Annotated in this window: 17 protein-coding genes; 8 read left to right on the forward strand and 9 right to left on the reverse strand. The window is 69.0% G+C overall.

Features of this window, described 5'->3' with window-relative positions; all coding sequences use genetic code 11:
* Positions 1–14 precede the first annotated feature (14 nt).
* The 4 genes from LC438_RS09920 to LC438_RS09935 are packed head-to-tail and all read left to right on the forward strand — an operon-like array spanning position 15 to position 4,903.
* Entirely contained in the window at positions 15–2,174 is a 2,160-nt protein-coding gene (locus tag LC438_RS09920; protein WP_223586450.1) for a heavy metal translocating P-type ATPase, read from the forward strand.
* Positions 2,175–2,211: 37 nt separating this feature from the next.
* The gene (locus LC438_RS09925) at positions 2,212–2,844 is read left to right on the forward strand and encodes a LysE family transporter (RefSeq protein ID WP_105674947.1); all 633 of its coding nucleotides are present in this window, start codon (positions 2,212–2,214) and stop codon (positions 2,842–2,844) included.
* 23 nt (positions 2,845–2,867) lie between these two features.
* Positions 2,868–3,548, forward strand: coding sequence for a response regulator transcription factor (locus tag LC438_RS18770; protein WP_223586451.1), 681 nt, complete (start codon positions 2,868–2,870; stop codon positions 3,546–3,548).
* Entirely contained in the window at positions 3,545–4,903 is a 1,359-nt protein-coding gene (locus LC438_RS09935; protein ID WP_223586452.1) for a HAMP domain-containing sensor histidine kinase, read from the forward strand. The genes LC438_RS18770 and LC438_RS09935 overlap by 4 nt, the downstream gene beginning before the upstream one ends.
* On the opposite strand, the gene LC438_RS09940 is transcribed toward LC438_RS09935, so the two are convergent.
* Genes LC438_RS09940 through LC438_RS09950 form a run of 3 tightly spaced genes read right to left on the reverse strand, consistent with a single transcriptional unit; the run spans position 4,852 to position 7,629 of the window.
* A complete protein-coding gene (locus LC438_RS09940; RefSeq protein ID WP_223586453.1) occupies positions 4,852–5,343 on the reverse strand; it encodes a GtrA family protein in 492 nt (163 codons plus the stop codon). The two genes, LC438_RS09935 and LC438_RS09940, sit on opposite strands and share 52 nt — an antisense overlap.
* On the reverse strand, positions 5,336–6,094 hold the full coding sequence (locus LC438_RS09945; RefSeq protein ID WP_223586454.1) for a polyprenol monophosphomannose synthase: 759 nt from the start codon (positions 6,092–6,094) through the stop codon (positions 5,336–5,338). Before LC438_RS09945 ends, LC438_RS09940 begins: the two co-directional genes overlap by 8 nt.
* The gene (locus LC438_RS09950; RefSeq protein WP_223586455.1) at positions 6,091–7,629 is read right to left on the reverse strand and encodes a glycosyltransferase family 39 protein; all 1,539 of its coding nucleotides are present in this window, start codon (positions 7,627–7,629) and stop codon (positions 6,091–6,093) included. Before LC438_RS09950 ends, LC438_RS09945 begins: the two co-directional genes overlap by 4 nt.
* Positions 7,630–7,728: 99 nt before the next feature.
* On the opposite strand from LC438_RS09950, the gene LC438_RS09955 reads away from it, so the two are divergent.
* From LC438_RS09955 to LC438_RS09965, 3 genes are read left to right on the forward strand one after another with little or no spacing between them, the layout of a single operon-like run.
* Positions 7,729–8,076, forward strand: coding sequence for a metallopeptidase family protein (locus tag LC438_RS09955; protein ID WP_105674937.1), 348 nt, complete (start codon positions 7,729–7,731; stop codon positions 8,074–8,076).
* Positions 8,073–8,369, forward strand: a complete 297-nt coding sequence (clpS, locus tag LC438_RS09960) for an ATP-dependent Clp protease adapter ClpS (RefSeq protein ID WP_223586456.1) — start codon at positions 8,073–8,075, stop codon at positions 8,367–8,369. Before LC438_RS09955 ends, clpS begins: the two co-directional genes overlap by 4 nt.
* Positions 8,366–8,860, forward strand: a complete 495-nt coding sequence (locus LC438_RS09965) for a DUF2017 family protein (RefSeq protein WP_223586457.1) — start codon at positions 8,366–8,368, stop codon at positions 8,858–8,860. Before clpS ends, LC438_RS09965 begins: the two co-directional genes overlap by 4 nt.
* Positions 8,861–8,864: 4 nt before the next feature.
* Here LC438_RS09965 and LC438_RS09970 read toward each other — a convergent pair whose 3' ends face one another.
* The 6 genes from LC438_RS09970 to gatC are packed head-to-tail and all read right to left on the reverse strand — an operon-like array spanning position 8,865 to position 14,419.
* Positions 8,865–9,446, reverse strand: coding sequence for a hypothetical protein (locus LC438_RS09970; RefSeq protein WP_223586458.1), 582 nt, complete (start codon positions 9,444–9,446; stop codon positions 8,865–8,867).
* Positions 9,430–9,747: a hypothetical protein gene (locus tag LC438_RS09975; protein ID WP_105674933.1), complete on the reverse strand. Its 318-nt coding sequence runs from the start codon at positions 9,745–9,747 to the stop codon at positions 9,430–9,432. Before LC438_RS09975 ends, LC438_RS09970 begins: the two co-directional genes overlap by 17 nt.
* A 36-nt stretch (positions 9,748–9,783) precedes the next feature.
* Positions 9,784–11,040, reverse strand: coding sequence for a DNA polymerase IV (gene dinB, locus LC438_RS09980; RefSeq protein WP_223586459.1), 1,257 nt, complete (start codon positions 11,038–11,040; stop codon positions 9,784–9,786).
* A 51-nt stretch (positions 11,041–11,091) separates the two neighbouring features.
* Positions 11,092–12,606 (reverse strand): Asp-tRNA(Asn)/Glu-tRNA(Gln) amidotransferase subunit GatB, encoded by a 1,515-nt coding sequence (gene gatB / locus LC438_RS09985; protein WP_223586460.1) that lies wholly within the window; start codon positions 12,604–12,606, stop codon positions 11,092–11,094.
* Positions 12,606–14,123, reverse strand: a complete 1,518-nt coding sequence (gene gatA, locus LC438_RS09990; protein ID WP_223586461.1) for an Asp-tRNA(Asn)/Glu-tRNA(Gln) amidotransferase subunit GatA — start codon at positions 14,121–14,123, stop codon at positions 12,606–12,608. Before gatA ends, gatB begins: the two co-directional genes overlap by 1 nt.
* On the reverse strand, positions 14,120–14,419 hold the full coding sequence (gene gatC / locus LC438_RS09995; RefSeq protein ID WP_105674925.1) for an Asp-tRNA(Asn)/Glu-tRNA(Gln) amidotransferase subunit GatC: 300 nt from the start codon (positions 14,417–14,419) through the stop codon (positions 14,120–14,122). The genes gatA and gatC overlap by 4 nt, the downstream gene beginning before the upstream one ends.
* Before the next feature lie 67 nt (positions 14,420–14,486).
* Between gatC and LC438_RS10000 the strand changes: the two genes are divergently transcribed.
* Complete coding sequence (locus tag LC438_RS10000) at positions 14,487–16,187, forward strand: long-chain-fatty-acid--CoA ligase (RefSeq protein ID WP_223586462.1); 1,701 nt, start codon at positions 14,487–14,489, stop codon at positions 16,185–16,187.
* Positions 16,188–16,211: the final 24 nt, after the last annotated feature.

The following is a 16,211-nucleotide window of genomic DNA, read 5'->3' on the forward strand; positions in this document are numbered from 1 at the left end:
CGGTTGAAGTAAGCATGAACAGTCACGAGCATGTCGCGCAGGGACATACGCATCACTCGACTCCGCAGTCCTCGGGAGATCACGGTTCCCCCACGCATCGCCACGAGCAGAGCCACAAGCCCGACGACGACCAGCACCCGCACGCTGACCAGCAGGCTCACCCCGCCCAACAAGCTCACGGCGACCAGCACGCTCACGGAGGCCACGACTCCCACGCCGGTCACGCCGGTCACACGGAGCGCTTCCGGCGCCTGTTCTGGGTGATGCTCGTCGTCGCGGCGCCGGTCGTCGCAACCTCCCCCATGTTCGGAATGATCCTCGGCTACGAGATCGACGGCTGGGCACGCTGGATCGCCCCGCTCTTCGGCACGGTGATGTTCGTATGGGGTGGCGCCCCCTTCCTCACCGGCGCAGTCTCCGAGCTGAAGGCGCGGAAGCCCGGCATGATGCTGCTCATCGCGCTCGCGATCAGCGTCGCCTTCCTCGCGTCCTGGGGCGCGAGCCTCGGCCTCCTGCACCACGAACTCGAATTCTGGTGGGAGCTCGCCCTCCTTATCGTCATCATGCTGCTCGGCCACTGGCTCGAGATGCGGTCTCTCGCTCAGACGACGTCGGCGCTCGACTCGCTCGCGGCTCTCCTCCCCGACGAAGCGGAGCGTGCCGACGGCGACCGCATCGCGAAGGTCGCCCCCGCAGACCTGCGCCTCGACGACATCGTGGTCGTCCGTCCTGGCGGACGCCTCCCGGCCGACGGAATCATCGTGCAGGGTTCGGCCAGCATCGATGAGTCGATGATCACGGGAGAGTCCAAGCCCGTGCGCCGTGAGACGGGCGACCGTGTCGTGGCGGGCACCGTCGCGACCGACTCCGGGCTGCGGGTGCGAATCGACGCCGTGGGCGATGACACCGCCCTCGCCGGCATCCGCAGGCTCGTCGCCGATGCCCAGGCGTCGTCGTCGCGTGCGCAGCGCATCGCCGATCGCGCCGCGGCCTGGCTGTTCTGGTTCGCGCTCGGAGCCGCGCTGATCACCGCTGTGGTCTGGACGGCCGTCGGCATGCCCGACGAGGCCGTCGTGCGAACCATCACCGTCCTCGTGATCGCCTGCCCCCACGCTCTGGGACTCGCCATCCCCCTCGTGGTGTCGATCGCCACGGAGCGGGCGGCGAAGGCGGGGGTCCTCGTGAAGGACCGGCTGGCACTCGAGACGATGCGCACGATCGACACGGTCCTGTTCGACAAGACCGGAACCCTCACGAAGGGCACTCCTGCCGTCACCGCAATCGTGCCGTCTGGTGGACTGTCCTCCGAGGAGGTGCTGGCTCTCGCCGCGGCCGCTGAGCGCGACTCGGAGCATCCCCTCGCCAAGGCCCTGGTCCGTGCCGCTGAGGATCGTGAGCTGGGTGTGCCCGCATCCACCGACTTCTCCTCGTCTCCCGCGATCGGCGTGAGCGCCAGAGTCGACGGACGCGTGGTCCAGGTGGGCGGTCCCCACCTGCTGGAGGAGCACGGCCTGTCCGAGCTTCCGGTCGCCGACGACTGGCGCACGGAAGGAGCGATCATCCTCCACGTCCTCGTCGACCACCGTGTCGTCGGCGCGCTGCGTCTCGCCGACGAGGTCCGCCCCGAGTCCCACCAGGCCGTGGGCGACTTGCACGCTCGCGGTGTGCAGGTCGTGATGATCACGGGCGATGCGCAGGCGGTCGCCGACCACGTCTCGGCCGAGCTCGGCATCGATCGGGTGTATGCGGGCGTCCGTCCGGAAGACAAGGCCAAGATCGTTCGGGCACTGCAGCAGGAAGGGCGACGCGTGGCGATGGTCGGCGACGGCGTGAACGATGCTCCCGCACTCACCCAGGCCGACGTCGGTCTGGCCATCGGCGCAGGCACCGACGTCGCCATCGCCTCGGCGGGCGTGATCCTGGCGGGCAGCGACCCGCGCGCCGTGAAGTCCGTCATCGACCTGTCCGCGGCGAGCTACCGCAAGATGACGCAGAACCTGTGGTGGGCCGCCGGATACAACCTGATCTCGGTACCCTTGGCCGCGGGCGTCCTCGCCCCGGTGGGATTCGTCCTGCCGATGTCGGTGGGCGCGGTGCTGATGTCGCTCTCGACCATCGTGGTCGCTCTGAACGCCCAACTCCTCCGGCGCATAGACCTGCAGCCGTCGCGGTGAGCGGAACGCGGTGGGCGGCGAGCCCTAGAATGACGACGTGTCTGTCGCGCTCTGGGTCTCGCTGCTCACCGCGTGCATCGTGATCAGCTTCACCCCCGGCGCCGGTGCCATCAACACGATGTCGAACTCGCTCAGTCAGGGCTGGCGGCGATCGATCTGGGGCATCATCGGGCAGCAGATCGCCCTCATCATCCATGTGGTGATCGTCGCAGCGGGCGTCGGCCTCATCGTCTCCCGCTCGGAGACCCTCTTCAACGTCATCCGCTACGCGGGCGCCGCCTACCTCGTGTATCTCGGCATCCGGCTCATCCTGACGAAGCCGACGATCGCCTCCGAGGATGAGGACGCGCTCGCCGAGGTCCCCCGCGAAGGTCGCTGGTCGATGATCCGTCGCGGACTCTGGGTCAATCTGCTGAACCCGAAGGCCATCGTCTTCTTCCTCGCCTTCATCCCGCAGTTCGTCCGTCTCGACCAGCCCCAGCTCCCCCAGTACCTGACGATTATCACGACGTCGATCGCCGTCGACGTCGTCGTCATGTGGGGCTTCTTCGCCGCGGCGGCCCGTCCGTTCCGGCGGCTCACGCGGTCCGCGAGAGGTCAGCGCGTTCTCAACACCGTCTTCGGCGTGCTCTTCATCGCGGTCGCTGCGCTTCTGGTGCTGTTGCACTGAGGTCGCTGACATAGACTCGCGCTGTGTCTACCCGGGTGCTCGTCGTCGATGACGAACCGCTGCTGGCCGGCCTCGTGGCACGGCATCTCCAGCGTGAAGGGTACGAGACGGAGACGGCTGCCGACGGCATCGCCGCCCTCTCTGCCGCCTCGACCCGGAGCTTCGATCTCGCGATCGTCGACGTGAATATGCCGGGAATGACCGGATTCGAGTTGTGCCGACGTCTGAAGCAGCATGACGAGCAGATCAAGGTCCTCATGCTGACGGCGCGCAACGCGATCGACGACCGCGTGCACGGCCTCGATTCCGGCGCCGACGACTACCTGATCAAGCCGTTCGACTTCGCCGAGCTGTTCGCGAGACTCCGCGTGCTGACCCGCCGCGACGCTTCCCTCCGGCTCCGCCTCACGGCCGGCGATCTCACGCTCGCCGTCGACCGGGGGACGGTCGCCGTGGGTGGCGAGGAGGTGCTCCTGAGCAGGCGCGAGTTCGACCTGCTGAAGATGCTGGTCCAGCGGCTCGGGTCGACGGTGGCTCGATCGGAGCTGCTCGCGGAGGTCTGGGGCTCAGAGCACTTCCAATCGAACGTGGTCGATCAGTACGTGGGCTACGTGCGCCGGAAGCTGGAAGCCGCGGGGTCCGGTGCGCAGATCGTGACCGAGCGCGGAGTCGGTTTCCGTCTGCTCGCAGAGGACGATCGATGAGACGCCGTCTCTCCCTGCGCGCCAGGGTCACGATCGGCTCGACCGTCGCCGCGGTGCTCGTGCTCGCCATCGCCTCGGCCATCGTGTTCGCGCAGTTGACGGGCATCGTCGAGCAGAAGGAGAAGGCGGTGCTCCACGGCATCACCGAGGTCTACCGCGGGGTGATCCAGGACAATCCGGATGCGCGTTTCGAAAAGCCCGGTGCGAACCAGCACGTCGCGATCGTCGCCCCGGACGGCGTCGAGCGGATGAACACGCTCCCCGAGGGCGTCGCGGACCGCGTCGCCGAGTTCATCGCCGACGGTCCCCGCCTGCACAGCGTCAGCACGCCACAGGAGGGCTTCTACGTCTACGTAGACCCCGTGGAGACGGCAGACGGCACCTGGTACGTGCTCGCGACGCGGGACGCGGACATCGCCGACGACGTGCTCTCCGAGGTCATCCTCCTGCTGACCGGCATCCTGCTCGTCGGAGCGCTCGTGTTCGCTCTCGGCTCGTGGTTCGTCACGGGCGCCGCGCTCCGCCCGGTGGAGAGGATGCGGCGCAGTGCGGAGTCCCTCGCCGTGTCGCGTCGCGGCGAGCTGCTTCCTGTCGGAGCATCGCGCGACGAGCTCGCCGATCTCGCCCGCACTCTGAACGACCTCCTCGAACGCATGCGTGCGGCCAGCGACCGGGAGCGCCAGATGGTGTCCGACGCGAGCCATGAGCTCCGCAACCCGCTCGCCGTCCTGCAGGCGCAGCTCCAGCTCGTCGACGGGTTCGATGCCGATGCCGACGCCGCCGTCCTCGACGACGCCCGCGCGACTCTCACTCGTCTGACGAGAACCGCCGATGCGCTTCTGCAGCTGTCACGGATCGACTCCGTCGACGGCACCGGTTCGGCCACCGTGTCTCAACTCTCCTCGACCCTGACCGACAGCATCGACCGACTGCGTCTGCGCTCCTCGGAGCTCGGCCCTGGGCATGAGCTCGATCTCGACTTCCACGTCGTGGTCGATGCGGAGTCCGCCGTCGTCCCGATCTCTGCAGACGACTTCGGGAGGATCGTGGAGAACCTCGTCGACAACTCGATCGGCGCGGCGGACGGCCCGGTGAGCGTCACCGTCACCCTCACGCAGTCTCCCGCCGCGATCGAGCTCTCCGTGGGCGACAACGCGGGAGGATTCGACCCCGAGGTCGCACAGCGCGCTTTCGAGCGGTTCGTTCGCGGTAGCGCACCGACCTACCCCGGAAGCGGCCTGGGCCTCGCGATCGTCGCCCGACTCGCCCAGAAGGCGGGAGGGGGTGCTCGCGTCGAGAACCGTCAGGGAGTCGGCGCGACCGTCGTCGTGACCTTCACCGCCTCCCGGGTCTGATCCCCGCGCTCCGCGAAGACCCACCAACGATAGGCCGCGAAGCGGACGGCCGAGCCGGCGAGCAGTCCGATCACGTTCGCAGACACGTTGTCATCGACGGTCGTCGTGAGGTTCAGGAGGTAGTGCGACACACCGAGGCACAGCAGCGAGACCCCGCTTCCGATGAGGCTGGCGATCAAGAACTCGACCGCTTCGCGCGCGGCATCCGCTCTGCGGCGATCCCGGAAGGTCCAGAGCCTGTTGCCGACCCAGTTCACGACGATCGCGAGGGCCGTGGACACGACCTTCGCGACCATCGGCCAGGCCGCGACCGGTATCGGATGCAGCAGGAGCAGGTTGAACACGGCGACGTCGACGATCAGTCCGACTCCGCCGACGGCAGCGAACTTCACGATCTGCTCGGCCAGTCCCCCGAGACGTGTCCGACGGAGTTCAGACACGGGCCACCTCCGCATGCGTCGCGTCGACGCGGTCACCCTTGCCGGACCTCCTCTCGATGCCCCAGCGGGTGACCTGGCGCAGCGCTTCGAACACGATGCGACCCGACATCTTCGACTCGCCGTGCAGGCGGTCGTCGAAGGTGATGGGAACCTCGGCGATGCGGCATCCGGTGCGCACGGCACGGTCGAGCATCTCGATCTGGAAGCAGTAGCCCCGGCTCGTCACCTGTTCCGGTGCGATGCGGCGGAGAGCCTCGGTGCGGAATGCGCGATAGCCGCCCGTGATGTCCTTGTTCGGAATGCGGAGGAGGAGGCCGGCGTAGAGGCTCCCCGCTCGAGAGAGGAGATACCGTCCTGCGGACCAGCGCTCCACCGCGCCGCCGGCGGCCCAGCGCGATCCGATGACCACATCCGCCGAGTCCAGCGCGGAGAGCATCGCAGGAAGGTCCTCCGGGCGATGGGAGCCGTCGGCATCCGACTGGACGATCACCTCGTACCCGAGCGCGGCCGCCTCGGCGAAACCGGCGATGTATGCCGGGCCGAGGCCCTGCTTCTCCGCTCGATGCAGCACCCTCACTTGCGGCATGCGAGACGCGAGCAGGTCAGCCAGTTCCCCGGTGCCGTCGGGAGAGGCGTCATCGACGATGAGCACGTCGACGTCGGGCGCTTCCGCACGCAGCCGCCCGACGACCTCGGGAAGGGATTCGATCTCGTTGTACGTGGGCAGGACGACCACGGTGCGCTGGCTCATGATGGTGTTCCCTTCTGGAACTCGTAGACGACGGTGCGATTGATGTCCGTACGCGAGACCTCGGTGAATCCCGCCCGCTGGAGAGCTGCGACGTCCGCGTCGGCGGACCCGGTCGATCCGGTCTCCAGGAGCCACACGGTCCCGGCGGAGAGATCAGGAGCGACGGACTCGACGGTGGCCAGGCGATCCCAGAGCCCGTCCGTGTCCTCTGCGGCGGTGATCAGCTGCGGGTCGCTCATGCCCTGGAACGCCTCCGGGTACAGGCGGTAGACGAGCCGTGGTGCACGCGAGGGCCTGGTGCCCGTGCCGAACAGGACCGTGTCGCCTGGTCGCCCGATCGATGCGACCTGCGCGGCGGCGGCCCTGCCGTCGGCGCCGCCGTCCTTCGCATACACACCGCGCTCGTGCACGAACTCGGGCGCGAGCAGGAGCGTTCCGAGGATGATCAACGCTGCGGACGAGCCCAGGAGGCCCCGTCTGCCTGCCACCCCACGCGCCAGATCGAGGATCGCCCAGACCCCTGAGGCGAGGAGCATCGCGACGGCTCCGAGGCTGAAGGAGAGATAGCGGGGGTTGAAGGTCGGAGAGAACAGGACGTCGATGAGCACCAGCACGATGCCGGGGGCGAGAAGCCAGACGATGACGGGGGCGGCGCCCTCCCTCCGCGGCCTCCGAAGCACGACGGCGATGATGCCGATCAGGAGTACGGGGATCAGCAGCGCCGCCGCTCCGACGTGGCCGAACCACGGCGTCACGAACCAGCCCGTCGGAGTCATGTACCCACGGCGGGCGAGGAACTCCACCTGCCCCTTCTGCTGCTGGGCACTCATCATGATCGGCAGCGCGAGGACGGCGGCGAGCACCATCGACACCAGCCAGCGGCGGAGGACCCGCGGACGGCGCGTCCACGCGCGGTCGACGAGGAGGACGGTGAGGTGCACCAGGGGCATGAGGAGCAGATAGAGGAAGAACGTGGCGCTCACCGCGACGGCGACGCCGTAGAGGATCCAGCCGCGCCGCCGTCCGTCTCGGTCCACGAGCCGGACGAAGAGGATCGTGACCCACACGGCGGCGGCCGCGGCGATCGCGTACCCTCGCGTCTCGATGGCGAGAACCCCCGCCCGGGGGATCACCGCGATCAGGATGCCCGCGAGCACGCCGATACGGCGATCGAACCAGCGCTCGCCCAGGACGACGACTCCGGCCGCGAGGACACCGATGCCGAGCGCGCTGAGCGCCCGCGTCGACCATTCGGTGCTGCCGAACACGCCGATCCACAGGTGGAGCAGCGAGTAGTAGAGACCGTGCACGGCATCCACCGTGCTCAGCTCGGCGAAGAGGCTCGGCCATGAGCGCTCGGCCGACAGCACGCTGGCGGCCTCGTCTCCCCAGTAGGACGGCACCCCGGCGCCCAGATACGTGACGAGCGTGACGCCGACGCCGATCGCCATCGGCGCGCGCCACCGCGCTCGGGGACCGCGGACGGCATCGCCGATCCGCGGGACCTCATCTGCTGCGCGCTCCAGAACGACCATGCACCGAGCTTCCGCCCCGCGCTTCTCCATCCGCTCCGAAAAGAGGCCGCCGTTCGTGAGAGAACTCACATCCGCCTCTAGCCGAATAGGCTGGACGGGATGGAGATGGATGCGGACGCCTTCGAGGAGCTCGTGATCGACGAGCTCGATCGCCTGCCCGACGACATGGTCGACGGGCTCGACAACGTCGTGTTCGTCGTCGAGGATCGCCCTGAGGACGGCACCCTCGACCTTCTCGGGTTGTACGACGGACTCGCGATCACCGAGCGCGGCCAGTACGGCATGGGAGAGCTGCCGGATCGCATCGTCGTGTACCGCGAGCCGCATCTCGCCGAGTGCGACGACCTGGATGAGCTCCGCGACGAGGTGCACACGACCCTCGTCCACGAGATCGCGCACTTCTACGGCATCGATGACGAGCAGCTGCACGAACTGGGGTGGGCATGAGTGCTCCTGCCGCCTCCCCCGAACTCGATGAACAGCTCGATCTCTCCGCGGCTCCGCTGGAGCCCTGGCAGGTCGTCGTCTGGAACGACCCCGTGAATCTGATGAGCTACGTCGTGCGCGTCTTCCGCACGTACTTCGGATACTCCCTCGACCGCGCCACCCAGCTCATGCTCGCCGTGCACCACGACGGGCACGCGATCGTCGCGACCGGGCCTCGCGAGACCATGGAGGTGCACGCGCAGGCGATGCACGACTTCGGGCTCTGGGCCACGGTCCGGAAGGCGCCCGCATGAACGCGGGGACGGTGCGGATCAGCATGGCGCCGATCGAGGCGGTCCAGCTCGCGGAGATCCTGGGCGAGTTCGCCGATCTGGTCGGCGGTCAGCGCGACCTCAGCGACCCCGCCGTCGCACGGTTGACCCCGAGCGCCTACCCTGACGACGCAGATGCCGCTGACGAGTTCGCGGCGGCGACACGAGACGAGCTGCTCGACAGGCGCTCGGCGGACACCGCGACCGTCCGCGCCGCGCTGGAGCCGCTGCGCTCCGAGTTCGCCGATCTCACAGAGGAACAGGCGTTCGCCGAACACGATCTCGCCATCGAGGCGAGCGACGTCGACGCGTGGCTGCGGACGCTCACGGCGGTGAGGCTCGTCGTCGCCAGCCGACTCGGCATCGTGGACGATGAGCATCACGACCCGGAGGACCGACGGTTCCACGTCTACGACTGGCTGGGCTATCGACTCGAGCTGCTCATCGAGGCCGCGGACGAGTCTCTCGACTGACCGACTAGGGAACGTCGATGATCCGCGTGGCCAGCTCGCGTGGAGCATCCCTCTCGATGTGCCGCGACTCCTGGGCCGCCCATCTCTCCCAGTGCGGACGGTAGGTCTCACCATCACGCGCGAGCGCCCTGGCCTTGCGACCGGTCTCGGCGGACTCCACCCACACGCGCACATCGGCGATCGCCGCGCTCGCCGATGTGAGGATGCCGCTTCCCTCGATGATCAGCCCGAGTGCCGGGTTGACCGCGTAGCTCTCGGCCTCTGCGCCCCGCTCCCAGTCCCAGCGGTTCCAGGTGCTGTGGTATCCCCGCCCGTGCGGCCGCAGGATCCGTTCGAGTGCGCGTTCCGCGCCCGCGTCGAGGCCATCCCACCCCGGGTAGATCGAGTCCAGGGCGATCAGCTGCACCGGCCCCGCGACGGGCCAGCGCAACGCGACACGACGCGCAAGCGAGGTCTTGCCCGCGCCGCTGCGGCCGTCGATCAGGACAACGGGGTTCGCTGCCGCGAGGGCGCGGATGTCGGCCTCGATGAGCCCGGCCGCACGGTCGAGCGCAGCCGCTACCGGATCGTCACTTCTTGAGAGCACGGATGATGCGGGTGATCGCACGACCGGCGATCCAGACGAACGGACCGGCGACGACGAGGAGGGTGATGATGTTCGGCTCGAACCGGAGGCCCTCTTCGCGGCGGATGTAGACGCCGACGGGCACCGCGATGCCGCCGCCCGTTCCGCCCTCTCCCGCCTCGGCGCTGCCGCCGGCGAACCCGGTGATGGCCAGGGCGACGGGCGTGATGCTCGCGCCGTCGACATCCTGGGGCTCGCCGTACGCGCTCTTCACGCCGAACGAGGCGGCCTGCTTACCGAGTTCCAGTGCAATGTGGGGCATGTGTCCACGCTAGCCGACGCACCAGACGGATGGGCCTCAATCCAGGCCGTGATCCTTCGGATGGCGCGCCGCTCCTCTGCCCTCTCCCCGTCCGATGTGGCGCGCACGGGTGATGGTCGCCGTGCCGAACCTCGCGACGGCGTCGTCCATGGCGCCCTCGACCCTGCGCCAATCCTCGTCGTCGTCCCACAGGCCGATGCCTCCGCCGCCCGCGGGGCGCAGCTTCTCGGCGCGGACCCCCACGAGACGGACCGGATCCCGGCTCTCGATCTGCTCGAACAGCGTCTGCGCCGCCTCGCCGATGCGCTGACCGACCGCTGTCGGCTCCGCGAGGGTCTGCGATCTGCTCAGGGTGCGGAAGTCGTCGAAGCGCACCTTGATCGCCACCGTCCCGGTCTCCCACTCCGCGCGTCGCAGACGAGCGGCGACACGGTCGGCGAGTCGGAGCAGCTCCGCGCGCAGGAACACGCGATCGGTCACGTCCGTCTCGAAGGTCTCCTCATGCCCGATGCTCTTCTCGATGCGCTCGGTCTCGACCATGCGCGCGTCTTCGCCCCGAGCGAGCTGCGCGAGACGGATGCCGAGCGCCGGCCCCACGGCACGATCCAGCATGTCCTGAGAGCTCTCGCGGATGTCGCGGATGGTCCGGATGCCGCGCCCCTCCAGCGCCTCGGCCGCTTTCGGCCCCACGCCCCACATCGCCCGGACCGGCCGCGGCGCGAGGAAGTCGATGGTGTCGGCCGCGGCGACCACGAGCAGTCCGTCGGGCTTCGCCATCGTCGACGCCATCTTCGCGACGTGCTTGGTCGCGGCGACCCCGACGCTGCAGGTGATCCCCACCTCGTCCTGCACGCGTTCGCGCACGAGCTGCGCGATGCGAGCGGGACTCCCCCAGAGCCTTCTGACGCCGTGCACGTCGAGGAAGGCCTCGTCCACCGACAGCGGTTCGACCAGCGGTGTGAACGATTCGAAGATCGCCATCACCTGCTTCGACACCTCCTGATACCGGTGGAAGTGCGGCAGGACGATGCGTGCGGACGGGCAGAGCCTGATCGCCTGCGACACGGGCATCGCGGCGCGGACGCCGTACCTGCGGGCTTCGTAGGAGGCGCTGGAGACGACCGAACGTCCGTCCGGCGCCCCGATGATCAGCGGCAGACCGCGAAGACTCGGGTCATCGAGAACCTCGACGCCGGCGTAGAACGCGTCCATGTCGACGTGGAGGATCCGCGTGCCCGCATCGTCGGCGCCGTCGGGCGAGACGATGCGCCCTCTGCCGTCGCCGTGTCCCATGAGTCCATTGTCTCCCGGGCCTCTGACATCGGGCCCGGGAGACGATGACGACTACTGCGCTGCGCGCTCCAGGACCAGTTCGCGCACGCGTGCGGCGTCGGCCTGGCCCTTCATGGCCTTCATGACCGCGCCGATCACGGCCCCGGCGGCCTGGACCTTGCCGTCCTTGATCTTGGCGAGGACGTCGGGCTGTGCGGCCAGTGCCTCGTCGATCGCGGCGATCAGCGCGCCGTCGTCCGACACCACGGCGAGTCCGCGTCCGTCCACGACCTCCTGCGGGGTGCCTTCGCCGGCGATGACGCCCTCGAGCACCTGACGGGCCAGCTTGTCGGTGAGCGTGCCCGCGTCGACCAGCTTCTGGAGCGCGGCGACGTTCTCCGGGCTGATCAGGTCGGACGCATCCTTCTCCTGCGCGTTCGCGAGGCGGGTGATCTCGCCTGTCCACCACTTGCGCGCGGTGGCGGGCGTCGCGCCCGCGGCGATCGTCGCCTCGACGACCTCGAGCAGGCCGCCGTTGCGGACGTCCTGGAACTCCAGATCCGTGAAGGCCCACTCCGCCATCAGACGACGACGACGTGCCACCGGCTGCTCGGGGAGCGCGGCGCGCAGCTCCTCGACGAGCTCGGCGGCCGGCTGCACGGGCAGCAAGTCGGGCTCGGGGAAGTAGCGATAGTCGTCGGCGTCCGACTTGGGACGGCCGGGCGAGGTCGTGCCGGTGTCCTCGTGCCAGTGACGCGTCTCCTGCGTGATCGTCCCGCCGTCGGCAAGGATCTGCGCCTGGCGCTGGATCTCGTAGCGGACCGCGCGCTCGACCGAGCGCATCGAGTTGACGTTCTTGGTCTCGGTGCGCGTGCCGAGCTTCTCCTGGCCACGGGGGCGCAGCGAGACGTTCGCGTCGCAGCGGAGGTTGCCCCGCTCGAGCCGAGCCTCCGAGATGCCGAGGCTGCGGACGATGTCGCGGATGGTCTGGACGTACGCCTTGGCGACCTCCGGTGCACGATGCTCGGCGCCGAAGATCGTCTTGGTGACGATCTCGACAAGCGGCACGCCCGCACGGTTGTAGTCGACGAGCGAGTACTCCGCGCCCTGGATGCGTCCGGTCGCGCCGCCCATGTGGGTCAGCTTGCCTGCGTCCTCCTCCATGTGCGCGCGCTCGATCGGGATCTGGACGATGGTCCCGTCCTCGAGCTCCACCTCGACAGACCCCTCGTACGCGATCGGCTCGTCGTACTGCGAGATCTGGTAGTTCTTGCCGAGGTCGGGGTAGAAGTAGTTCTTCCGCGCGAACCGGCTGGACTCGGCGATCGAGCAGCCGAGCGCGAGACCGAGGCTGATCGACGAGCGAATGGCCGTCTCGTTCACCACCGGGAGGGATCCGGGCAGGCCGAGGTCCACCGGCGCGATGAGCGTGTTCGGCTCGGCCGCGTGATAGGCCTCGTTCGCCGGGTTCGGCGCGTCCGAGAACATCTTCGTGTTGGTGTTGAGCTCGACGTGCACCTCGAAGCCGAGCACCGGCTCGAACAGTTCCAGCGCCTTGTCGAAGTCCATGAGCTTGGCGGTGGCCATCAGCGGGTCCCTCCCACGAGCTGCGGTGCACGGCTGAGCAGCGGCGCACCCCACGAGTCGAGCAGCACGGCCTCGAGAGCCGCACCGACCTTGTACAGACGGGCGTCCTCGCGCGCCGGAGCGATGAACTGGATGCCGACAGGCAGCCCGTCCTCGGCGGCGAGGCCGCTGGGGATCGAGATGCCGGGAACGCCGGCGAGGTTCACCGGGATCGTCGTGATGTCGTTGAGGTACATCTGCAGCGGGTCGTCGATCTTCTCGCCGAGCTTGAACGCCGTGGTCGGCGCCGACGGCGTGGCGATCACGTCGACCTCCGCGAAGGCGTTCGCGAAGTCCTGCTGGATGAGGGTGCGGACCTTCTGCGCACTGCCGTAGTAGGCGTCGTAGTAGCCCGCAGACAGTGCGTAGGTGCCGAGGATGATGCGGCGCTTGACCTCGTCACCGAAACCGGCGTCACGGGTCGCGGACATCACGTCCTCGACCGTCGGGTTGCCCTCCGGGGTGACCCGCAGACCGAAGCGCACCGAGTCGAACTTCGCGAGGTTGCTCGATGCCTCCGCGGGAAGGATCAGGTAGTACGCGGCGACGCCGTACTCGAAGTGCGGGGCTCCGATCTCGACGATCTCGGCTCCCTGCGCCTCCATGAGCGCCAGCGACGCACGGAAGGACTCGGCGACGCCCGCCTGGAAGCCGCTGTCCGGCAGCTCGCGGATGACGCCCACCTTGAGCCCCTTGAGCACGTCGCCCCTGGCGCCCTCACGAGCGGCTGCCGCGAAGGACGGCCACTGGTCACGCAGCGAGGTGGAGTCCTTGGGGTCGTGTCCGCCGATCGCATCGTGGAGCAGACCGGAGTCGAGCACCGTGCGGGACACGGGTCCGACCTGGTCGAGGCTCGACGCGAGTGCGATCGCACCGTAGCGGCTCACGCCGCCGTAGGTGGGCTTCACGCCGACCGTGCCGGTGACGTGCGCCGGCTGCCGGATCGAGCCGCCGGTGTCGGAGCCCAGCGCCAGCGGGGCCTCGAAGGCGGCCACTGCGGCGGCGGAGCCTCCGCCGGAGCCGCCGGGGATGCGGTCGAGATCCCACGGGTTGCGCGTCGGACCGTACGCCGAGTGCTCGGTCGACGAGCCCATGGCGAACTCGTCCATGTTCGTCTTGCCGAGCGGGATGAGGCCCGCTGCGCGAGAACGCGCGACGACGGTCGCGTCGTACGGGGACCGGTAGCCCTCGAGGATGCGCGAGCCGCTCGTGGTCGGCTGGTCGGTGGTGACCAGCACGTCCTTGATCGCGAGCGGCACGCCGGCGAGGGGGCCGAGGTCCTCCCCCGCGGCGCGGCGGGCGTCGAGCTCGGCGGCGGCGGCGAGAGCGCCCTCGTTCACATGCAGGAAAGCGTGCACATCGCCGTCCACGGCCGCGATGCGGTCCAGGTGCGCCTGCGTCGCCTCGACACTGGACACCTCGCGGGCGGCGAGCTTGTCGGCGAGCTCCGCCGCGGTCAGGCGGATGATGTCGCTCACTGCTCTTCTCCCAGGATCGCGGTCACACGGAAACGGCCGTCGGCCTCGTCGGGTGCGTTCTGGAGCACCTGCTCGTGCGTGAGGGTCTGCCCGACGACGTCGGGGCGGAAGACATTGCTCAGCGGGATCGGGTGGCTCGTCGCCACGACGTCGGCGGTGGCGACCTCCGACACCTTCGCGATGTTGTCGACGATGGCGTCGAGCTGGCCCGTGAGCCGCGTCACCTCGTCGTCGTTCAGCTGGATGCGCGCGAGCACGCCGAGATGGCGCACAAGATCAGGGGTGATTTCAGACACGCCTCAAGTCTAGTCAGCGCACTCGCCGCTCCCGCGCCCGTCTGCGGACCCGGCATATGCTGAGCACGTGAGCACGTTCCAGCCTCCTCGCCCGTGGGTCGCCAGCTACGCAGCCGGCGTCCCTGAAGACCTCGCTCCCGTCGAGGGTTCGCTGATCGACATCGTCGCGGCATCCGCCAGGGACTACCCGGATGCCCCGGCGCTGCAGTTCTTCGGCAGGGAGACGAGCTACGCGCAGCTGCAGGATGCGATCGACCGCGCCGCCGCGGGGCTGCGCGACCTCGGCGTCAAGGCCGGCGACCCCGTGGCGATCGTGCTTCCCAACTGCCCCCAGCACATCGTGGCGTTCTACGCCGTGCTCCGGCTGGGCGCGGTGGTCGTCGAACACAACCCGCTGTACACGCCGCGGGAGCTGCGCAAGCAGTTCGAGGACCACGGCGCGAAGCACGCCATCGTCTGGAACAAGGTCGTCTCGACCGTGCAGGAGTTCCCGGCCGATCTGGCCGTCGCCAACCTGATCTCCGTCGACGTCACGCGGGCCATGCCGTTCCTCACGCGCGTCGCCCTGCGTCTGCCCATCGCGAAGGCGCGCGAGTCCCGCGCGGCCCTCACGGAGAGCGTGCGCGGCACGATCACGTGGGACACGCTGGTCGGCTCCTCCCCGCTCCCGGCATCGCATGCCAGGCCGCAGACCGACGACCTCGCGATCATCCAGTACACGTCCGGCACCACGGGCACCCCGAAGGGGGCTGCACTCACGCACCGGAACCTGCTGTCGAACGCGGCGCAGGCCCAGGCCTGGGTGCCGTCGATCCAGCGCGGCAAGGGCTGCGTCGTCTACGCCGTGCTCCCGATGTTCCACGCCTACGGTCTGACCCTGTGCCTCACCTTCGCGATGTCGATGGGCGCGCGCCTCGTGCTGTTCCCGAAGTTCGATCCCGACCTCGTGCTGGACGTCATGAAGAAGCATCCGGCGACGTTCCTCCCGCTCGTCCCGCCGATCGCGGACCGGCTGCTCTCTGCCGCGAACGCTCAGGGCGTCTCGCTGGAGGGCATCGAGGTCGCGATCTCCGGCGCGATGGCGCTGCCGCACGAGCTCGTCGTTCCTTTCGAGAAGGCGACGCACGGGTATCTGGTGGAGGGCTACGGACTGAGCGAGTGCTCCCCCGTGCTGATGGCGAACCCGGTCGCCGAGAACCGGGTCCCCGGAACCGTCGGACTGCCGCTCCCCGGCACGGAGTGCCGCGTCGTCGATCCCGAGAACCCGACGCAGGACGTGCCTGAGGGCTCGCCCGGCGAGCTGATCGTGCGCGGACCGCAGGTGTTCTCCGGCTACTACGGCAAGCCGGAGGAGACCGAGGCCGTGTTCGTCGACGGCTGGTTCCGCACCGGCGACATCGTCACCGTGGACGACGCCGGCTTCATCCGCATCGTCGACCGCATCAAGGAGCTCATCATCACCGGCGGCTTCAACGTCGCGCCGACCGAGGTCGAGAACGCCCTGCGCCAGCATCCCGATGTGTCGGATGCCGCCGTCGTCGGCCTTCCGAGCGATCACTCCGGCGAGGAGGTTGTCGCCGCGATCGTCGTCGACGGAGCGAAGGACGTGGATGTCGAGGCCATCCGCGAGTTCGCCCGCGGCATCCTGACCCCGTACAAGGTGCCGCGCCGCATCTTCGTCGTCGACGAGCTGCCGAAATCACTGATCGGCAAGGTCCTCCGCCGCCAGGTCAAGGAGAAGCTGCTGGCGCTGACCAGCGGTTCCTGACCGCGCGCCCAGGCGCGATGGGGT

The sequence above is a fragment of the Microbacterium sp. OVT16B genome, from assembly GCF_019969705.1.
Classification (GTDB): domain Bacteria; phylum Actinomycetota; class Actinomycetes; order Actinomycetales; family Microbacteriaceae; genus Microbacterium; species Microbacterium natoriense.